Source organism: Psychrobacter sp. UBA3962, assembly GCF_002385225.1.
Lineage (GTDB): Bacteria > Pseudomonadota > Gammaproteobacteria > Pseudomonadales > Moraxellaceae > Psychrobacter.
Genome location: NZ_DGDC01000051.1, coordinates 1 through 21249, shown reverse-complemented (window position 1 = coordinate 21249; position 21249 = coordinate 1). Strand labels below are relative to the sequence as shown.

Genomic DNA, 21249 nt, shown 5'->3' with positions numbered 1-21249 from the left:
CTTAACTGACTGGCATTACTACCATGAGGTAGCCCTTTTTAAATTCGCTTAAGCTGATAACTGTCTAACAGCCATAGTCTTATGAGCAACAAAATTACTGATTATAAACCGGCTTACGCTTTTCGATAAAAGCGGTAATGCCTTCAATAAAGTCATCAGTTTTAGCCAGTCTTGCTTGCTGATGTACTTCCATGTCTAAAGCTTCATTTAAACCCATATACGCATGAGTGTTAATCAAATGCTTCATAGTAGTTAAAGCTGTACCAGGAAGCTGGGTTAAGCGATTAGCCAGTTTTAACACAGCCGCATCAAGGTCATCGGCACTAACTACTTGGTTCACTAAGTTTAAATCTGCCATGTCTTGGGCGCTAATTTTATCCCCCAGCATTACCAGTTCAGTGGTTTTAGCGGGACCAATTAGCTCATTTAATAAGTAGATACCTCCAGCATCAGGTACCAGACCAATATGAATGAAGGCTTGTACATACTTAGCATTATCAGCAGTAATGCGGAAGTCACAGGTTAAAGCCAAGTTCATGCCAGCACCAGCAACTGCACCTTCAAGTTTGGCAATAATAGGCTTATGAATTTTACGCAGTAGCAAACTGACTTCGCCCGCTCCAGTGACCATGGTTTTTAGCTTTTCTGAAAGTGCCTCTTTCTCTAAGCCATCTGAAAGCATCTCTTTGATGTCACCGCCGCTTGAGAAGTTACCACCGGCTCCTTGCAAAATAATGACACGAACTTCAGCATCTGCTTCAGCTTTGTTTAAGGCAGACACCACGGCGCATTTCATTGGAGTGCTAAAAGCATTTAAGCTTTTTGGATCATTAAGGGTAATGGTCGCGATATGGTTTTCAACATTATAAATTACAACATCTTGAGACTGGGTCATAATAGCTATCCTAATACATTGAAGCAAAATATTGAGAGGGTAGAGGTATCACTTGTTAGTTATACACTTTTATTGCTAGCGATACAAAAACAATTCTCTTGGTTTAACAAAAGGTTTAGTTATTGGAGGTATTGGCCTCTAGCGTATTAGTTTCTAGCATGGAGATAAAACGCTCTACCTGATTTTCAGGCGTGGCCCAAGAAGTCACTAAGCGGCAAATGGTATAGCCATTATCCAACTGCTCCCATTCATAAAAATCAAACTCAGTTTTTAAAGTGGCAATAAGCTCAGGAGGTAATAGGGCAAAAACCTGATTACTTTGCGTGGGCACGAATAGCTCAATACCACATTGCTCTAAACCTTCAGAGAGCTTTTTAGCCATAGCATTGGCATGAAGACAAAGCTCTAAATACTTGTCGTCTTTTAATAAAACCTCAAATTGAAGACCCAGTAAATATCCCTTAGCCATCAAGCCACCATGACGTTTCAGATAGATATTAAAGTCAGTGGCAATGTTCTTATTGGGGATCACTAATATCTCACCGAACATGGCGCCCATTTTGGTCCCACCAAACCAAAATATGTCGGTTAACTCAGCGAAGTCAGCAAAGGTTAAAGTTCGCTCGTCAGGATTGCTATGGGTGTAAGCCATAGCGGCGCCCAATCTTGCGCCATCCATAAACAAATACATATCATTGCTACGGCAATAATCTGATAAGGCCTTTAGCTCTTCATAGGTATAGACGGTACCCAGCTCGGTAGTATTAGAAATATACACCGCTTTGGCTCTAACTACGTGCGGAGTAAAACTATGGCGTACTCGCACTTTCTCCAAGGCTTCAATGGTCAACTTACCCTGTTTAGACTCTGCCAGAATAACCTTATGACCTGTGGCCTCAATAGCGCCTGCTTCATTGACAGCGATGTGGCCAGTGTCACAAGCTACGATGCCATCGATGGGCGATAGCATAGCGTCAATACAAACCAAGTTTGCCTGCGTGCCAGTAATACCAAAGTGGATAGCAATGTCTTTGTTGTCTAATTGCGACTTGATTTGATCGCGTACTCGATCAGAGTATTCATCGAAGCCATAGCCCTTATGTTGTTGTAGGTGGGCATCTTGCATGGCTTTAATGATGTCAGGGTGGGCACTTTCGCTGTAGTCGTTTAAAAAATGAAACATAACTTGGTTTTAAACTCTCTTTTATTATAACGGAGGTTAGGCCGAGGCCAGTTGGGTGAAACAAAAAGGAGCCACTAAACCCTAAGGTAAGTAGCTCTGTTGACGTAATTCAATACTCTAATAATTTATAGTTATTTTAAAGCGTTAATCTGTAGGGGATTAGTAGAAAACTTATTCATCGTTCTCAAAGCTGGCATCCGCCATATAATGATCAGGCGTTAAGTTGATGAAGCGGGTATATTGACCTTCGAACGCCAAACGAACGGTTCCAATAGGTCCGTTACGCTGCTTACCAATGATGATTTCAGCTACGCCTTTTAAATCAGAGTTTTCGTTATAAACTTCATCACGATAAATAAAGGTAATTAAGTCAGCGTCTTGCTCAATGGCCCCTGATTCACGTAAGTCAGACATGATAGGGCGTTTATTGGGACGGTTCTCAAGGCTTCGGTTAAGCTGAGACAAGGCAATAACAGGGCAATTTAGCTCCCGCGCTAAAGCTTTTAAGCTTCGTGAAATCTCCGAAATCTCTTCCACACGGTTGCCACTTAAGCTAGGTACTTTCATTAGCTGGAGATAGTCGACTATCACCATGCCTACTTTGCCGTCATGGTTTTTGGCAATACGGCGACACCGTGATCGTACCTCTGATGGGGGAAGGGCAGTACTGTCATCAATGTACAGATGCTTGTCTTGTAAATGAGAGATGGCGTTCATCATACGCGCCCATTCATCTTCATTCATTTGAGCAGAGCGCAAGCTGGTTTGGTTGATTTGGCCCCAAGAAGACAGCAGACGCATAACAATGGATTCTGCAGGCATCTCCATAGAGAACACGATTACTGGTAAGTTTTCGTGAAATAACACCCCTTCGGCTAAGTTCATGGCGAAGGTGGTCTTACCCATAGAAGGACGGGCAGCAACAATGATTAAATCACCAGGTTGCAGTCCCTGAGTTTTATTATTGAGCTCAGTAAAGGGCGTTTTTAAGCCAATCATGCCATCTGGATTGTTCTTCAGTTCATCCATTTGTTCAATAACGTTAACTAGAACTGAGCCGACATCGACAGGCCCTCTTTGCTGAGCACGTCTGTTATGTTGTTCGTTAATAGCAAATATTTTGGACTCAACCGTGTCTAGAATGTCACTGACACCGCGCTCTCTGGGATCATAAGCCAAGGCTAACATTTCATTACCAGCGGTAATAAGCTGGCGTAAAGTGGATAGCTCACGAACTCGCTCTGCATAAGAAACGATGTTAAACATGGTACTGGGGCTTTGGGTCACAATATCGGCCAAGTAGCTTTCACCACCGGCCTGTTTTAATAGTTTTTGTGAGTTAAGCCAGTCGTGTACCATCACCGTATCATAAGGCTCACCTACCATAGCGAGGTGAGAGATTGCGGCAAAAATATGCTGATGGCGACCTGCGTAGAAGTCATCTTTGGTAACGATGTCAGATATCTTGTCAAAAGATTCGTCAATACTCATCAAAGTAGCCAATAAGGCTTTTTCGATGTCTACGTTATGAGGAGGCTGCTGACTCAATAAATCAGTTAAACCAACGTCATTATTGTCACTTTTTTCACTTCTTTTTTTACTTTCGGCCATAGTTCTATTGTCATTATCAAGGTACAGTGGTGATATAGGCTCAGCGAAAACAACTTGCTGAAAAATAAAGTACTGCTATTTATTTAGGTGTTACTTTTGAAGAATTACTTTATTAGATGTTACTTTATTAGGTGTCAAGGTGTTACTATTTATGATGCTGCCACCATATGATGCTACTAAAAAAGCAGAATAATTAAATCCTTACTTGAAGTATTTATAGGTTTTGGTATTTACAGAGGCTTTGTTCCCTAAATATTGAAACCAGGAGGATTTAGGGTTAAGGTTAGGTAATGCTAAGGCGGTTTTTTTGCTAAAAGTGTCTGAAAAAACTATTCATATAGTGATAAAGCAAGTCATATAGCTATAAATTAAATTTGTGATTTGAGCGATAAAGTTTAACACATTGACACCGCTTATAGATTAAAAAAACACATGACTTTATTTTCGCCACTTGCGCATTATCATGAAGAATCTATTATTCATTAGACCCATAATTGGGACTAGATGAGGGCTAATCAAGGGCGGTATAACTGATAAGCAAATTACGCTTGCCCGCAACTAATTATTAATAAAGTGATTATTAACAAGGTGATATTGATGACCACACACTCAACTGATTTAGACCATGCTGAACCAAATACAGGGAGTGATGGGCAGTCAGTTAGCCTATCTCCTTTAATTTTAACCACAGGTGAGCCTGCTGGTATAGGCATGGATATTGTATTGCAGTTGGCGCTAGCAGGAGAGTTTGCCAGCCTTGACTATCCAGTGGTGGTATTGGCTGATGAGGAGGCCTTACAACAGAGATTTGAGCAAGTTTATGGCAAACCAATCCAAAGCTTAGATGCTCCACTGTGGCAGCGTATTGCTGAATCCAGTGAAGTGATGAATGTCGCAGATAGCTCACAGCAATTTCTCACTGAGAAAATTTTGCAAGCTAAGTCCTCAGGCATAATAGCGAATACCTCTCCCAAGTTTTACTTGATACACGTTGGTTGCCAACAGCCCGTCATTGCGGGGCAATTAAACGTAGATAATGCCGCCATGGTCATTACCCAGTTACAGATAGCTCATAAGCTTGCTCAATCTGGAGCGGCGAGTGCTATTGTGACCGGACCTTTACAAAAGTCAGTATTAATCGAGGCGGGCATCACTTTAGAAGATGGGTCGATGTTTACCGGTCACACTGAGTTTTTTATGCAAAAAAGCGGCTGTGATAAAGTAGTGATGATGCTAGCCAATAAGGCCATGAAAGTGGCTCTGGTAACTATTCATATGCCCCTGAAGGAAGTAGCAACAGCGATTACCCCAGATAATGTGCGCCAAACAGTACAAATTTTATTAAATGATTTGCAACAAAAATTTGGGCTCAAAGATCCGAAGGTTTTAGTGTGTGGTCTAAATCCTCACGCCGGTGAGGATGGTCATCTAGGCACCGAAGAGATTGAAATTATTAACCCAGTATTGAAACAATTTCAGGAGCAAGGGGTGAATATCTCCTCCGCTATGCCTGCCGATACTCTATTTACCCAAAGACACCTCAAGCACTGTGATGCCGTCATTGCTATGTACCATGATCAAGGCTTGCCGGTATTGAAATCGCATGGCTTCGGAGATACGGTGAATCTAACGTTAGGTTTGCCTTATATCCGCACCTCAGTGGACCATGGTACCGCCTTAGATTTGGCTGGGAAGCGTAATAATGCAACTGCTGAGCCCACTGACACTAAAGGCGGGCAGGCGAGTAGCAGTAGTCTATGGCAAGCCTTAACTATGGCCAATGATATGGTCAAATCCACTCTAGTCTCGAAGTGAGTGAGTTTTCAAGGCTGGATAGATAAGTAATTCATTGAAATATGCTAAACTAGACCTCTTTACTAACTGATATCTACCGACTTATGACACATTCAGACGCTTCAAAACATCCGTTACATGACACCTTACAAAGGGCAGCCAAACATCAGCCTAGAAAAAGGTTTGGTCAAAACTTTTTGCACGATGAGAGTATCATCAGTCAAATTGTGGATTCTATTGGTCTTAACCGAGACGATAATTTGGTTGAGATTGGGCCAGGTATGGGTGCGTTAACGGAACCTTTATTAGAGCAAGTCGATGCCATGACGGTGATTGAGCTGGATCGTGATCTGGCCAGCAGCCTGCGTATTCGTATTGGGGCTAACAGCCGTCCTAATTTCAATATTGTCAATACCAATGCCATGCAGTTTGATTACTCAACTCTTTATGACAAAGAAGCTGAGGGCGTTAAATCGAACAAGCTTCGTGTCGTAGGTAACCTGCCCTATAATATTTCTACTCCGCTTTTATTTACCTTATTGGAGTACTCAGATATTATTGAAGACATGCATTTTATGCTACAAAAAGAAGTCGTAGAGCGCATAACCGCTGATGTGGGAAGCAAAATATATGGCCGTTTATCAGTTATCATGCAGTACTACTGTGAAACGGAATATTTGCTAACAGTACCAAGAGGCGCCTTTAATCCGCCCCCAAAAGTAACCAGTGCTGTATTCCGTCTACGTCCACACCTTACCAAGCCGGTACAAGCAGAAGATGAAAAACTGTTTGCGTTAGTGGTGCGTGAGACGTTTAACCATCGTCGTAAGACCTTACGGGCTATCTTTAAGCAGTCTTCATTAATGGCAACATTGAGTGATGAGGATTTTGCCTCTATTGGTATCGAAGGCAACGCTCGTCCTGAGACTTTGGATGTTAAAGACTTCGTGGCGCTAAGCAACCTAGTAAATAGTAAGCTACAAAATCAGCCTGAAGAGGGCAATGATTGAGCGACAAGACTAGGGCGCTAGGACGAGGATAGTCTAAATTAAAACCAATAAAAGAGTAAATACTACCAATCAAACTGAGTGAATATATGAAATATCGTTCCGAGTATGTTATCGGAGATTTACAAGGATGTTACGCGGCCTATCTAGATCTTCTAAAAAAAATAGACTTTGATCCTGCTCAAGACAAGTTATGGTTTGTGGGAGATTTAGTAGCCAGAGGCGAAGATTCTTTATCCACCTTACGTCATGTCAAAGGCTTATGTGAGCAGGGAGCGGCTGCCACTGTATTGGGCAATCATGATATTAATTTAATTGCAGTATGGCGCGGTTTTGCTCCTTTAAAGAAAAAAGATCAAACTGAGGCTATTCTCAAGGCACCAGATTGTAATGAGTTGCTTAATTGGCTTCGTTGCCAGCCGTTAATGGCTTTTCCTAATGAGCAGACGGTATTGGTTCATGCGGGTATTCCACCGCATTGGAAAATCAGCGAGGCAGCACGATATGCCCGTGAAGTACAAGTACAACTTTCTAGTGGGTTTTTCCAACTTGATAGGGTGCTACCGCATTTGTATAGTGGGGAAGCAGATGATTGGTCAGACCAGCTCAATGGCTTTACCCGTATTAGAGCCATCACCAACTATCTCACTAGAATGCGGCTGTGTAAACAAGATGGCTCTCTTGAGTTTAGCTTTAAATCTAGCTTGACTGATAAAATGCCGGAGTCATTCCGTCCTTGGTTTGAGTGGGAGGTGCCTCGTGATCGTAAGATTCTTTTTGGACACTGGGCAGCGTTAAAGGCTGAAGTTGATTTGCCTACAGTTAGAGCTCTAGATGGGGGCTGTGTGTGGGGCAACTGTTTGGTGGCCTATCGATTAGCGGATGGTAAGATTTTCACCTCTTCAGATAAGTGCCCAAAATCTTAAGGCCTCATGAGCTAAGAGATTAAGAAACAATAACTATAGTCGTTAAGTAGAGCTTTTAGTTCTAATAAATTTATAGCTCTAATAGAGAGCAGTGTTTAAACTAAAAAAGCACAAGTCATTTCTGACTTGTGCTTTTTGTATTTTATATAGAGTTAAACTATCCCTGACAGCCTATTGAGCGGTCATGCCTCCATCTACCACAAACTCTGAGCCTGTTGAGTAGCTAGAATCATCTGACGCCAAAAACAGGATCAGATTACTCACTTCTTCAGGCTGTGCCACACGTTTTAGAGGAATGGTTTTAGCAATTTTATCGACTGCATCTTTGGTGTCTCCCTGCATAATCATAGGGGTTGCAATCACACCAGGATGAACAGAGTTGACTCGAATACCAGAGCTTGCCAGCTCTAGAGCTGCGGCTTTGCTCATACCGCGTACGGCAAACTTGGAGTCTGTATAGCCAATAGCGCCACCGACTAAACCATTAATAGAAGAGATATTAATGATTGAGCCATTGTTGGTCTTTTTCATTGAAGGAACAACCGACTTCATCCCTAAGAATACAGAAACTTGGTTGATATCCAGAATACGGCGATAGTCCTGCAATGACATGTCTAATAAAGACTTTGCCATGGTAATACCGGCGTTATTTACCAGAACGTTGACAGGTCCGAATTTATCTTCAGTAGTTTTGACAACGTTTAACCAATCTTCTTCACTGGTAACATCGTGTTTGATAAATAGCGCATTGTCTCCAAGAGAGTCTGCTAGCGCTTGTCCTTTTTCTTCATTGATATCGGTTAAGACCACTTTTGCACCTTGCTCAAAGCATTTACGAGCATGGGTCTCACCCATACCTTGTGCTGCTCCAGTGATAATAACGACTTTATCTTGTAAGCGTCCCATAATATTCTCTTTGTTATTTTATAATGATAGGTATTAATAATAATTAGCGATAAGCTCAGCTGGCCCGTAGAGACTACACGCAGCTTAGTATCGCTATTAATTTATTATACCTAATAATATATAAATGAATATTGTCTATCCGTTACAACGCTTATTCGGGAAGCTTGGGAGGATTTTTGGGTTTGGGTAATGGAGTTTTGGCATTTTTCGTTTTGTCATTGTTTGATGCACCCTCTGTACTTGCCTCAACGATACCTGTTTCGAGAAGTTCAGCACTCACCAACTCAAATTCTTGATCATCCAAATTAACTATTTTTTTCTCAGTAGTAACGGGCGGCTGATCACTGCTGAGTTTATCTTGGAATTCTTTTTTCTCATTCATCTCATCAATACGTTTGGTATCGATAGCGACTCCCTCTGGAACCACCCGCACGTTTGAGAGTCTACGCACAGCAAAGTGTTTTGGGAACAGCTTGTGCTTTTGTGTTTTACCCGCTTCTTCATAAATCATGTAGCCTTGGCTATCAATCTTGGCGTACGTCATCGGCTCTGGACGCGGTAAGAAGAAGTCTCTAGGCTGGGTCATTAGGTGGGTGTACATCAATCTACTGATGGTCTTCCATTCAATAACCTCAACGCCTTTAGAGCGTAAGGCTACAATCATGGCTAATGAGAAGCTGACCAATAAGTTGACCAGACCAATAAGAATCACACCGAGTAGAGAGATCAGAACAATGCCAAGACCAAAGTCATCGGCCGCCATATTAAATATACCATGTGAGAAGTTGGCTGAGGCGAATGCAATATGGCGAATATCTAACGGCATTCCGAATATAAAGCCCACTGTGGCGGTACTGCCAAGGAATACACCAAACAGGAAGTTTCCCATAATGGCGCCTAAGTTGTTTTCAACAAAAGTTCCCAGTCGCTGTAGCCAAGACTCCGATACAAAGCGCAGTAACAGCTTATGACGGGCAATACGCTCACCGATATTATTAAATAAGGCTAAGTTATCATAATAACCTGCAATCAAGCCTGATAAAAATAAGAACACCCCTGCAATGGCCGCATGGAATATCGCCAGAGAGTGGAAAGGGTCCAAGTCATGCAATAGATGCTCGGCTTGATCAATACCGATCATCGGTGTGCCTTTGGCCTGCAACCACACTATAGATATGATAAGTGCTAAAGGCATGGCAATCAGCACGTTACCCATAATGGCGATGAACTGGGTACGTATGATATCTACCATCAGCTCTGAAAGTTTGGCCAACTGATGAGATTTCTTACCCGAGCTATCAGAAATGGTTGAAGCAATAGCCGCCGCGGTCATCGCTGGCTGTTTGGTCGCAACTGTCCCATGGATGATATGGATAAATACGAAGCCCAAACCATAAATCATACTGTTAACAAAAGCCCGACTCATTGGCGCGAGTTCTAAGTCGTAAGATAAAATTTTGATTGTGGCCATAAAGGCGATCATAAAACCACCGACCGCTGCCATTTTGAACATTTTCTTATAGCCAGCCTTATCTGTACTAATGTAATGCTCACCAACACGCCCTGAGTTTTCAGTAATTTTCCTAGACAGTAGCTTGGTGTTATTATCAATCAAATAGCTAATACTATAGCGGCGTTTAACACTGACAATAATAGTTTGTGTCAGCTCAACGATGGCTTTATCACGATTTTTATCATTCTTCGCTAGCAGTTCGCTTAATATTTGCATACGATTTAAGCTTTGCTCAAGGCGCAGTAGCATATTGGTCGAACGAATTGAAATACCAGTCTTGTAGATACGCTTACGTACCGTGTTGACAATATTGTCACACTGCTCAATCATTACCAGTAAAGGACCTGGGTCAATCTCACGACCCGGAACGGCATCTTCATAATTGTCTAATTGGTGTATTTCTCGATATTCGTTAGCAAAAAGTACCGCTTCTTGGTTCTGAGCCACAAAAGCGGCTGAGTAATCGAGCATTTGCGGATAAGCTTTCATCAAGTCAGGATGCAAGCCGATACCACTAACGCGGTAAGATAAGATAACTAACGCATTTAGAATGTTGTTTTTAGCAGTCGCCACTAGGTTAGAGTGGGCATCATCCACCATAATGAGATCTACTAGCTCATCCCATAGCTCTTCGTTAATGGAACCTAACCAGCGTTCATCATCTTTGCCATCAAATAAATAGGCAACCAGTTCTACAATAGAGTCATCTTCAGGTAATAGAGGGACAAAGCGATGCCCAATTAAGCGCATTAAGCTATTGGAGAAGGTTTGGTCTGATAAAATACCCGTGTCGGTGTATAACGACATTCTATGGTAATTATTGAGTAAAGTTAGAACAAAGACGGCCAGACCATTAGCATACGTAGGGTACTGTCTTAACAGTGCATTTAGTTGCCCGATTCTTTCGTTAGGTAGATCGGGATTGTTCTTATATTCAGCTTCTGATACCCGTAAAGTATCAATCAATCTTTTGAGCACATAGGGCTCAGGGCTATCGCACAGTGCATTTATTTTATGCAAAATATCTTTTAATTCTGCCACTTAATTACCCTTATTCGATCAGATATTGAGAAGGTATCGTAAAGCTCTATTAATTTCAATTAATTTAATAGCATATTTAAAGTTAAAATGAAGATAGATACCTATAATTAGCGGAAGGCAAGACAGTCATACAATGACAAAAAAGACAGCTTCTAGAGCTGTCTTCTTGTAAAGTTAAGAGGGATTATAAACTATTTCCAAGATTCAAGTCGGCTTTAAATTAGCTAATATTTTGTTCAAAATACTGTAAATCAAAGTCCATAATTGGGTCACTACCGGTCTTAACCATCTCAGCGTGTGCTTTGATACGAGGTAGGATACGACCTACGAAATAAGTAGCTAGTTTTAGCTTATTAGCGTAGAACTCACCTTCTTTATCATGAGCTGCTTCTACCATCATAGCGAACATAAACGCGTAGCACAAATAACCCATAGCATGTAAGTAATCTACCGCACAGCCATTGATTTCGCTCTTACGAGTGCTGATGTTGGTTAGTACCGTTGTGGTTAGCTCTTCAATGGTTTCTGCTGCCTCTAGAGTGGCTTGCTTAATCTCATGATCCGCTTTCATATTGGCTACGAAATCACGGATTTCAGCTAAGAAGTTCTCTAAGTATTTACCATTGTTACGAGAGATCTTACGGCCTAGTAAGTCTAAAGCCTGAATGCCGTTAGCGCCTTCGTAGATTTGTGAGATACGAGTATCGCGAACGATCTGTTCCATACCCCATTCACGGATATAGCCATGACCACCGAATACTTGCTGACAATCCACAGTCGCTTCTAATGCTTTGTCAGTTAAGAAGGCTTTAGCGATAGGGGTTAATAACGCAACACGAGCTGCAGCTGCTTTAGCATTTTCAGGATCAACACTGAACTTAGACTCATCTAATTGCTTAGCCACATACATAGCGAAGCAGCGAGAAGCTTCAGCATTAGCGCGAGCGTTTAATAGCATACGGCGCACGTCTGCATGATGAATGATTTGGTCAGCAGGTTTCTCTGGGCTTTGGATTTGAGTATCACTACGGCCTTGTGCACGGTCTAGCGCATAAGCTGCAGCATTTTGATACGCAAGTTCAGTACCGCCTAGGCCTTGTAAGCCCATAGTCACACGCTCATAGTTCATCATTACGAACATAGAAGCTAGACCAGTGTTTTCTTCACCAACCATCCAACCTTTGGCATTATCAAAGTTCATAACACAAGTTGCCGAACCTTTGATACCCATTTTGTGTTCGATAGAACCGGCTGCTAAGGTGTTACGCTCACCTAGGCTACCATCTTCATTAACAATGAATTTTGGCACTACGAATAAAGAAATACCTTTAGAACCTTCTGGGGCATTCGGTGTTTTAGCCAATACTAAGTGAATGATGTTTTCAGTTAGGTCATGCTCACCACCGGTAATGAAGATTTTGGTACCAGAGATGTTGTAGCTGCCATCCTCATTAGGAGTAGCTTTGGTTTTGATAATACCTAAGTCAGTACCAGCATGTGGCTCAGTTAAGCACATGGTACCTGACCATTCACCTGAGTACATTTTTTCAAGGTAAAGCTGCTTTTGTTCTTCAGAAGCTGAAGCCAATAGACAAAGCGTCGCACCCACAGATAGGTTAGGGTATAGAGCGAAAGCTTGGTTTACTGTAAACACCATTTCTTCAGTCAGCATGGTCACCATTTTAGGGAAACCTTGACCGCCGTACTCAGGATCACCACCTAGGCCAATCCAACCTGCTTCAGCATACTGTTTGAAAGCATCTTTAAAGCCAGTAGGTGTGGTAACAACACCGTCACCTTGGTAAGTTGCGCCTTCTTCATCACCTGTGCGGTTAAGAGGAAGTAATACATTTTTAGACAGCTTAGCCATCTCTTCAAGTACCATGTTGACGGTATCCATATCAACGTGGGCTAGGTTTTCATTGGCTTGCCAGAATTTTTCAACGTCAAAAACGTCGTTTAGCATGAAACGCATTTCATCTAAAGGTGGATTATAAATAGCCATAAGAAGTCCTTTGATATATTTGAAATTAATTTATTAAGTTATTGGTCTAAAATGATTAGTGCTACTGATAAATAATAGCACTAATCTAAAACACTAAGTAGTAGTGAAAAGTAGCGTTTAGAATGCAAACTGATCCACATCCATGCTCATGTACGGCTCTGCACCGGTGTCAATGCGAGCAACATAAGTGCGCGTACGAGGTAATAACTTGCTGAAGTAGAACTGAGCAGTTTTGATCTTCGCGTCATAGAAACCAGTCTCAGTGGTACCGTTTGCAAGCGCTTGTTTAGAAACAGCAACCATACGGGCCCATAGGTAGGCTAGAGTGACATAACCACTGAAGTACATGTAGTCTACAGCTGCTGCACCTACTGCATCTGGGTTTTGAGTGGCTTGCTTGCCAATGCGCGCTGTCAATTCAGCCCATTCAGTATTTAATTCAGCAAGAGGACGGACAAATTCACCCATTGCTTCATCACCTTCATGCTCTTTGCAGAAGTCGTTAATGACTTTGGTGAAGTTGGCCAACATCTTACCTTGTGAGCCTAATACTTTACGGCCTAGAAGGTCTAATGATTGAATTTCAGTGGTGCCTTCATATAAGCAGGCAATACGGGTGTCACGTACGTTTTGTTCCATGCCCCACTCACGAATGAAGCCATGACCGCCATAAACTTGTACGCCATGGTTAGCAGCTTCATAGCCAGTCTCTGTTAAGAATGCTTTAGCGATTGGGGTTAATAGGGACAGCATTTGGTCAGCATATTCTTGTTCTTCACCCGTACCTTTTACCACAACGTCAGCGAAGAAAGATAGGTAGTAGGCTAGGGCACGGCCACCTTCAGCAAATGCTTTTTCAGTTAATAGCATGTTGCGAACTGCTGGGTGAACAATGATTGGATCCGCTACTTTGTCTGGTGCTTTAACTCCTGACATTGAGCGCATTGCTAGACGGTCTTTGGCATACTCAAGTGAGCCTTGGAAAGCAATTTCAGAAGCAGTTAAACCTTGAACTGCAGTTAGAATACGTGCGATATTCATGAAGGTAAACATACAGTTTAAGCCACGGTTTTCTGGGCCAATTAAGAAACCTTTAGCACCATCAAAGTTCATCACACAAGTGGCAGATGCTTTAATACCCATTTTGTGTTCGATAGAGCCACAAGTAACTTGGTTAGGTTCTGCTAGGCTGCCATCTGTGTTGACATTTACTTTAGGGACGATAAATAGTGAAATGCCTTTAGTACCCGCTGGAGCACCCGGTAGACGCGCTAGAACGATATGGATAATGTTGTCCGTCATATCGTGCTCACCGGCTGAAATAAAGATTTTTTGACCAGTGATTTTGTAAGAGCCATCGTCATTAGGCTCAGCTTTAGTGCGGATAATACCTAAGTCAGAGCCGGCATGGGCTTCTGTTAAGCACATGGTGCCTGACCATTCGCCAGTGACCATTTTTTCTAAATAAATTGCTTTTTGTTCATCTGTGCCATGATGCTCAATGGTTTGAATAGCACCGTGAGACAGACCAGGATACATTGAAAATGACCAGTTGGCAGAGCCCATAATTTCGTTAACTACGGTACTTAATGAAAAAGGCATGTTCTGGCCACCGAATTCTTCATCGGCTGCAAGCGCTGCAAAACCTAGTTCGCAGTACTGTTTATAAGCTTCTTTAAAACCTTTAGGTGTGATTACTTTACCATTCTCAAAGGTACAACCTTCTTCATCACCACTACGGTTTAGAGGGGCAATTTCATTTTCTGCAAAGCTGGCAGCAGCTTCGATGTAGCTGTCAATAATGTCTCTTTCAACTTCTTCATACTCAGGAATGCTTTTGTAATGAGAGGTACTGTCTAAAAGCTCATGTAGAACAAATTGCATATCACGAAGGGGTGCTTTGTATTGCATGTTATTATCCTTTAAAGAATGGTTTGAGTTGACTACTTTAGGTTTTAGGCTGTACAAATTACTTTATTAGTTACAAGGCACCAGTCAGCAAGGTGCTGTATAGATGCTTATAAATAATTTGACAGTAAGTTGGATAAAGAAAATTAGAATAATTTGATAGTCATTTATTTTTATATGGCGATAAGAAGGCTTGTTAGTAAATAAAGTCGTATTTAATAAGGGTTTGTCTTAAATATGGCTATCGCTAATAAAAATTTATAGATGAAAAGATAGAGTCTAAACCATTACTTTACAAGCATTTGCAAAGACTTACGGGTCACAAAAAATAATTTAAATTATAAAAAATACGTTTTTTATAGTTTTTATATCACGCTTTAAAAGCAAAAAAAGCCGGCACAAATTTATTTGTTGCCGGCTAATTATGAGTAAATAAAAGTTAAATAAAAAATAAGCAAAAGCAGAGTTAGTACCGATGATTTAAGACTAAATTGCTGCTTAAAAAACTACTGCCTAAAAAATCACTACTTACTTAAAGAGTGTCGCTAATATGCATTAAAGTGGCTAAGGCAACCACGGGCGCCGTCTCTGTGCGCAATACTCGATTGCCCAACTGCCAAGGCAGATAGTCGATGTCACGCGCTTGAAGATATTCAGACTCTGATAACCCGCCTTCTGCACCGATTAGAATGTCAAATCTGGGCTTAGATTGGGTGTGTTTAGCTTCAGAAAATTGCTGCCTAATTGAGGCATGGATATCCAATTGCTGTTTTTCTTGTTGACTGGGTACGGCCAACACTAAGGGCAGGGTAGGCTGATCAAAATACTGTTGATAATAGTCGTCCTCTATTAGATAGCTCACGTCACTATGCACCTCACCACTTTGGTCTTGTAGCCACTGTTCAATAGACACCGGCGACATCACTAAAGGAGGACGATTAAGCCCGCATTGTTCGCAAGCAGATAGGGCCACTTGTTGCCAGTGGTTGAGTTTTTTATCGACTTGATTGGCTTTTAATCTTACCTCACCGTGCTGGCTAGTAAGTAGCTGAATGGCAGTCGCGCCCAATTCAGTAGATTTTTGGATCGCATAATCCATTCTATCGCCACGGCTCATGACGATGGCAATAGTACTGTGAAAGTTACTGCTATTATCGATACTATCATGGGCAATGATACGGGCTTGAGCTGACTTCTTATCAATAGACTCAAGCTCTATGAGGCTCTGACCGCCTAAGCCATCGAAGATTAGACTTTGTTCACCCACTTTAGCCCGTAACACACGGCACCAATGATGATAAATATCCTCTGTCAAAGTAAGCACACTGCCAATAGCAAGTTGGCTTAAGTAGGGGGGAGTAGAGGTAGTATTGGAGGATTCCGAACTTAGCTGTGCTAAATTCGGATTAAAGAAAAAACGACGCATGCGATTAAGCCTGTGTGCTTGAAGAGGTCAAGCCTAATGATTGTACTAGGCGCTTGTTAGGTTCAACACGGTTCATGGTGTAGAAGTGGAGGGCAGGCACGCCTTCAGCTATAAGTACTTCACATAAGCGGTGAACTACTTCAAAGCCGAACTCACGAATGGCTTTACGGTCATCTCCGTAGTCAGCCAGCTGCTTACGAATAAAACGAGGAATGTCTGCGCCGCAGCTGTCCGCAAAGCGAATTAAATTACTGGCATTAATAATGGGCATAATACCGGCAACCAGTCTGTGCTTGTCGGTATCGACACCGCGCTTCTCTAAAGCATCCCGTAGATATAAATAACTCTCAGCGTTATAGAAGAACTGGGTAATCGCAGAGTTGGCGCCTGCTTCAAATTTATTGATTAAGTTTTGGATGTCTTGCTCAAAGCTTATGGCTTGCGGGTGCATTTCAGGATAAGCAGCGACTTCAATTTGGAAGTGATCGCCTGAATGCTCACGGATAAAACGAACCAAATCCACAGCGAAGGGCAGCTCACCCATGCCTACTTGGCCTGAAGGTAAGTCGCCTCGTAAAGCTACCATACGGCTGATGCCGATAGATTTATAGAAGTCTAAAAGTTCTGCAATTTGGCTTTTATTATCACCAATACAGGAAATATGGGGGGCAATAGGGGTGTTAGCACGATTTTTTAGTGCCTCAACAATTCCTAAGGTACGCTCGCGAGTGGTACCACCGGCACCATAGGTTACTGAAAAATAGCTTGGCGCCAACTCATTTAAAGTATCAAAAGTCTGATATAACTTAGTGATGCCTTCATCTGTTTTAGTTGGAAAAAACTCAAAAGAAAATTGTGGCTTGCTCATGTCCTATCCTTGATGAAAAAATATACCGCCCTAATAATAGGCTGAGAAATTGATCCAATTTCTCAGCCCTTAAAATAAACAGCTATTAATGTAATAAGTTTACTTCTAAAAGTTAAATACTAAAAAGTATTAACATTAGTACTTATAGTCATCAGGCTTGAATGGACCTTCGACAGGAACGCCTAAATAATCTGCTTGCTCAGGGGTCAACTGTGTCATGACACCGTTAAAGCCTGCGACCATAGCAGCGGCAACTTCTTCATCCAGTTTCTTAGGCAATACTTTAACGTATAAACCGTTGGCACGTTCATCTGCCGGTAATTCAGAGAATTTCTCTTCATGAAGATACATTTGAGCCAGTACTTGGTTGGCAAATGAACCATCCATGACGCGTGATGGGTGACCAGTAGCATTACCAAGGTTTACTAAGCGGCCTTCTGCTAATAAGATTAGGTAATCGTTTTTATCTTCTGAACGATAAACCTGGTGAACTTGAGGCTTGATCTCTACCCAGTTCCAAGTGTCACGCATAAATTGAGTATCGATTTCGGTGTCGAAGTGACCGATGTTACAAACCACAGCGCCTGACTTTAACGCAGCAAGCATGTGCTTGTCACAAACGTGGTAGTTACCGGTAGTAGTAACAATTAAGTCAGTATCTTGTAATAGGCGGGTGTTGATGCCTTCTGCTGAATCGGTATTCTTACCATCGATATACGGAGACACTAGTTCGTAGCCATCCATACAGGCTTGCATAGCACAAATAGGGTCAACTTCTGAAACACGAACTATCATGCCTTCTTGACGTAAGCTTTGCGCTGAGCCTTTACCCACGTCACCGTAACCGATAACTAGAGCACGGCGGCCGGCAAGTAACATATCCGTGGCGCGTTTGATGGCATCGTTCAAGCTGTGACGACAACCATATTTGTTATCGTTTTTAGACTTAGTCACTGCATCGTTTACGTTAATAGCTGGTACTTTTAGCGTCCCTTTATTAAGCATATCGATTAAGCGATGAACACCAGTGGTGGTCTCTTCCGAGATACCGTTGATGGTCTCTAGCATTTGTGGATAGTCATTATGGATTAAAGCAGTTAAGTCACCGCCGTCATCTAGGATAAGGTTGGCATCCCATAGTTGGCCCTTTTCTTCACCGCCCACAAATAATTGTTGACGTAAGCACCACTCGTACTCTTCTTCCGTTTCGCCTTTCCAAGCAAATACAGGCACACCACTTGCAGCAATTGCCGCAGCAGCATGGTCTTGAGTAGAGAAGATATTACATGAAGTCCAGCGTACTTCAGCACCTAGCTCAACTAGGGTCTCAATAAGTACCGCGGTTTGGATGGTCATATGAATACAACCTAGGATTTTTGCGCCCGCTAAAGGCTGCTCTTCTTTATAGCGTTTACGTAAGCCCATTAACGCTGGCATTTCAGCTTCTGCTAATGAGATCTCACGACGGCCATAATCTGCTAGGCTGATATCAGCTACTTTATAATCGCTGAAGTTTTCTAAATTGGTTTTTGAATCGATGTTAGACACTGCGTCCATCTCGAGCTCCTTGGTATTGATAAAAAATTAAGGTGAAAGAAACGCAGGTGTCGTTGTTTGCCCATTAGCTACACATCAGTATAAATACAGTTAATTCAACTTATTAGATTGTTGGAGCAACAAATTAATGTTACAGCCAATAACTCGTAAATTAGACCCATTTAAATGGAGTATCAGAAGTTTAAACTCTGAAAAATTGATGAGGCTATAAATAAGCTATATAAGATTATAGCTATATAAAGGCTAACCGAGCCTGACAGTGAACTTTATCTAATTTAGCTAAAGTAGTATCAAATGCTATAATAGCAACTATAGTCGTTAGCAAGCTTCACTGGCGCAACACCTCTCGGCAGCTGCCTATTGTAATAGATGTGCTGACTAATGTCATCTGAAGTGTTTTGGTTTTTCGTGTTTAAATGACTTAAGGGTTCATAAATAAAGTATTAGGCTTCTGTATAATCACAGGGTATAATGCAACCCAACTTACAAATTGTAAGTAAAAATTACAGAATCCCTATTAAAAGGCAACTTTTAGGGGATGACTTTAATTGTAAAAAAGTGTTTAATAGACACATGGATTCGGGAAACCTCTAAGGTGTCTCATGGATGAGCAATTCGAGTGGCCTTTATATAGTTATGTACTATTATTATTAAGTGCATGATAATTATAATAAGCTTGAATTGCTTTTTTGTTTATTAGACACTCAATCATGGTTCAATTAAGTTATATTCTTTGGAGATGTTATGAAACTTTTTAAATTAACAGCAGTTGCAGCAGCAGTACTAGGTTCATCAGTTGCAATGGCTCAAGACGTAGTAGTAGTTACTGATACACAACCTGCTAACGATGTAGTAGTAGTTACTGACGCACAACCAGTTGCTTACCAATATGACCAAAATGCTGGCGTTATCGCTAACACTACTGGTGCTGTAGTTGGTACTGGTAAAACTCTATTCAACACAGTAACTCATCCAGCTGCTGTAAGCGCTGAGATCGGTACTTTAGGTTACGGTGCTAACATCGCTTGGGGCCTAAACGAAACTACTGAACTAACTGCTGGTTGGAACGGTTTTAGCGACGACGGTACTAAAGACTTAGACGCTAGCGATTCATGGATCAACTGGGGTAAAGCTCTAGGTGACGGTTGGGGTAACTTCCAAGGCGAAATGAAATATGATGCTGACTTCAGCAACCCATACCTTGGCGTTAACTTACGTCCATGGGCTAACAACTTCACAATCGGTACTGGTATTTTAGTTCCAAAAAATGAATTAAAAGCTGAGTTAACTCCTACAGAAGGTTCTAATGCTAATGTTAGAATCAACGGTACTCAATATACCGTAAACAATGGTGACACTGTTAAAGTTGAAGTTGAAAACAGAAACAAACTAGCTCCATACTTAACTGTTGGCTATCGTCCAAACATCAACCAAAACTGGGGTGTGTTCGGTGAGATCGGTGCAGCATACATGGGTAAGATGGATGCTAACGTATATAGTGAAGATGAAAGCCCGAATAGAGTAATTGCTGAATCTGGTAAATCATTAGTACAAGCTGCTAAAGAAGACATCGAAGACAGCAACGTTTGGTACCCAATGGTTAAAGCTGGTGTAACTTACCGCTTCTAATTATTGGCTAAGCCAAAATGATAAAAAGGCATCCCTTCGGGGATGCTTTTTTTATGGTTAAAATATTTTAAGAGTCAGGTGGCTATATCTAGATAATAAGATCATTACCAGATTGCTACTAAGTTTTCTGATGCTATATAGACGTAAGTAGTGGTGTTTTCATGATCTGTCAAATATTGATAACGGTAGATTTTAGTAGAGATTTGATTATTAAAAATAGATATATCGGTTGTACGATCTTGATCTTTAGCAGACTTAAGCATAAGTTTTTTTGCAGCAAGTAACTTACTTTCTTTGAGTCCTGACAGTAAATTTGCCTTATTGGCTTTAGTTTGTTTAATTGAAGCTTCCTTCAACTGCCATAATAAATTTAAGGCTTGGGGTAGGCGGTCATCATTTAACTTTGCTAGCCACTTCATTTCTTCTAATGTGTAGTAGCGTTGGGCTAGTTTCATTGAGACAGGATTGACTTCTAAGTCTATGCCAATTGGTTTTTTTGCATGAATAGCACAAGCAATCTTATTGGCCGAGTGGGTAAAGCAAACGTAATAATTAAAAGGCAGTAATCTATAAGGATAGCTACTTTCTACTAGTCTTAAGCTGTTAGCTTTGAATAAATTGACCTCATTAATATCAATATAAGTAAATACCCAATCTTTCATCTTTTCAAAGATAAGCTGAAACAATAATTTTCTCACCGCATATTTCTGAGCTTTGGCTAGGAGGAGTTTATTATTTATTTTGCTATCTGCTCTGATATTGGCAGAATTTACATTAGTGCTAGGATAGACAAAGCTTGAAACAGCTATAGCCGCACAGCTCTTTGCAGAGGATAAAGGTGATCTATAACCTTGGATATCGAAGCCAAAGTAGTGGGTATCGGATAAAGATAAATCTTTAATGGTAAAGTCTGCTGTCATGATAGGAGTAAAATCCGGATATGAAAAACCCAGCCTAAGCTGTAATGCCAGTCAGTTAAG

15 protein-coding genes are annotated in these 21249 nt (G+C 41.4%); 4 read left to right on the top strand and 11 right to left on the bottom strand.

Features of this window, described 5'->3' with window-relative positions:
• Positions 1 to 94: 94 nt before the first annotated feature.
• The 3 genes from B3S92_RS11805 to dnaB form a co-directional block, all read right to left on the bottom strand.
• Positions 95 to 895 carry an enoyl-CoA hydratase/isomerase family protein gene (locus B3S92_RS11805; protein ID WP_296206394.1) on the bottom strand — a complete coding sequence of 267 codons (801 nt, stop codon included), beginning with the start codon at positions 893 to 895 and terminating at the stop codon, positions 95 to 97.
• Between the two features lie 115 nt (positions 896 to 1010).
• Positions 1011 to 2078, bottom strand: a complete 1068-nt coding sequence (locus B3S92_RS11800; RefSeq protein ID WP_296206389.1) for a threonine aldolase family protein — start codon at positions 2076 to 2078, stop codon at positions 1011 to 1013.
• Positions 2079 to 2249: 171 nt separating this feature from the next.
• A complete protein-coding gene (dnaB, locus tag B3S92_RS11795) occupies positions 2250 to 3689 on the bottom strand; it encodes a replicative DNA helicase (protein ID WP_296206386.1) in 1440 nt (479 codons plus the stop codon).
• Between the two features lie 711 nt (positions 3690 to 4400).
• Here dnaB and pdxA point away from each other — a divergent pair.
• The 3 genes from pdxA (at position 4401) to B3S92_RS11780 (ending at position 7416) form a co-directional block, all read left to right on the top strand.
• A complete protein-coding gene (pdxA, locus tag B3S92_RS11790) occupies positions 4401 to 5504 on the top strand; it encodes a 4-hydroxythreonine-4-phosphate dehydrogenase PdxA (RefSeq protein WP_296206398.1) in 1104 nt (367 codons plus the stop codon).
• 83 nt (positions 5505 to 5587) lie between these two features.
• A complete protein-coding gene (gene rsmA / locus B3S92_RS11785) occupies positions 5588 to 6493 on the top strand; it encodes a 16S rRNA (adenine(1518)-N(6)/adenine(1519)-N(6))-dimethyltransferase RsmA (RefSeq protein ID WP_296206384.1) in 906 nt (301 codons plus the stop codon).
• Positions 6494 to 6579: 86 nt separating this feature from the next.
• Entirely contained in the window at positions 6580 to 7416 is an 837-nt protein-coding gene (locus tag B3S92_RS11780) for a symmetrical bis(5'-nucleosyl)-tetraphosphatase (RefSeq protein ID WP_296206381.1), read from the top strand.
• A gap of 171 nt (positions 7417 to 7587) precedes the next feature.
• Here the strand turns inward: B3S92_RS11780 and B3S92_RS11775 are convergent, their stop codons facing one another.
• The 7 genes from B3S92_RS11775 to ahcY all read right to left on the bottom strand — a co-directional run bounded on the left by B3S92_RS11775 (position 7588) and on the right by ahcY (position 18640).
• The gene (locus B3S92_RS11775; RefSeq protein WP_296206379.1) at positions 7588 to 8322 is read right to left on the bottom strand and encodes a glucose 1-dehydrogenase; all 735 of its coding nucleotides are present in this window, start codon (positions 8320 to 8322) and stop codon (positions 7588 to 7590) included.
• Positions 8323 to 8473: 151 nt separating this feature from the next.
• Positions 8474 to 10876 (bottom strand): site-specific recombinase, encoded by a 2403-nt coding sequence (locus tag B3S92_RS11770; protein ID WP_296206376.1) that lies wholly within the window; start codon positions 10874 to 10876, stop codon positions 8474 to 8476.
• Positions 10877 to 11096: 220 nt separating this feature from the next.
• Complete coding sequence (locus tag B3S92_RS11765; RefSeq protein WP_296206373.1) at positions 11097 to 12881, bottom strand: acyl-CoA dehydrogenase C-terminal domain-containing protein; 1785 nt, start codon at positions 12879 to 12881, stop codon at positions 11097 to 11099.
• A gap of 117 nt (positions 12882 to 12998) precedes the next feature.
• A complete protein-coding gene (locus B3S92_RS11760; protein ID WP_296206370.1) occupies positions 12999 to 14792 on the bottom strand; it encodes an acyl-CoA dehydrogenase C-terminal domain-containing protein in 1794 nt (597 codons plus the stop codon).
• A 529-nt stretch (positions 14793 to 15321) separates the two neighbouring features.
• The gene (locus B3S92_RS11755) at positions 15322 to 16215 is read right to left on the bottom strand and encodes a 16S rRNA (uracil(1498)-N(3))-methyltransferase (RefSeq protein ID WP_296206367.1); all 894 of its coding nucleotides are present in this window, start codon (positions 16213 to 16215) and stop codon (positions 15322 to 15324) included.
• Between the two features lie 4 nt (positions 16216 to 16219).
• Positions 16220 to 17083 (bottom strand): methylenetetrahydrofolate reductase [NAD(P)H], encoded by an 864-nt coding sequence (gene metF, locus B3S92_RS11750; RefSeq protein ID WP_296206365.1) that lies wholly within the window; start codon positions 17081 to 17083, stop codon positions 16220 to 16222.
• A 135-nt stretch (positions 17084 to 17218) separates the two neighbouring features.
• On the bottom strand, positions 17219 to 18640 hold the full coding sequence (ahcY, locus tag B3S92_RS11745; protein WP_296206363.1) for an adenosylhomocysteinase: 1422 nt from the start codon (positions 18638 to 18640) through the stop codon (positions 17219 to 17221).
• Between the two features lie 744 nt (positions 18641 to 19384).
• Here ahcY and B3S92_RS11740 point away from each other — a divergent pair.
• Positions 19385 to 20269: a hypothetical protein gene (locus B3S92_RS11740; protein ID WP_296206361.1), complete on the top strand. Its 885-nt coding sequence runs from the start codon at positions 19385 to 19387 to the stop codon at positions 20267 to 20269.
• Positions 20270 to 20373: 104 nt separating this feature from the next.
• On the opposite strand, the gene B3S92_RS11735 is transcribed toward B3S92_RS11740, so the two are convergent.
• Entirely contained in the window at positions 20374 to 21189 is an 816-nt protein-coding gene (locus tag B3S92_RS11735; RefSeq protein ID WP_296206359.1) for a 4'-phosphopantetheinyl transferase family protein, read from the bottom strand.
• Between the last annotated feature and the right edge of the window lie 60 nt (positions 21190 to 21249).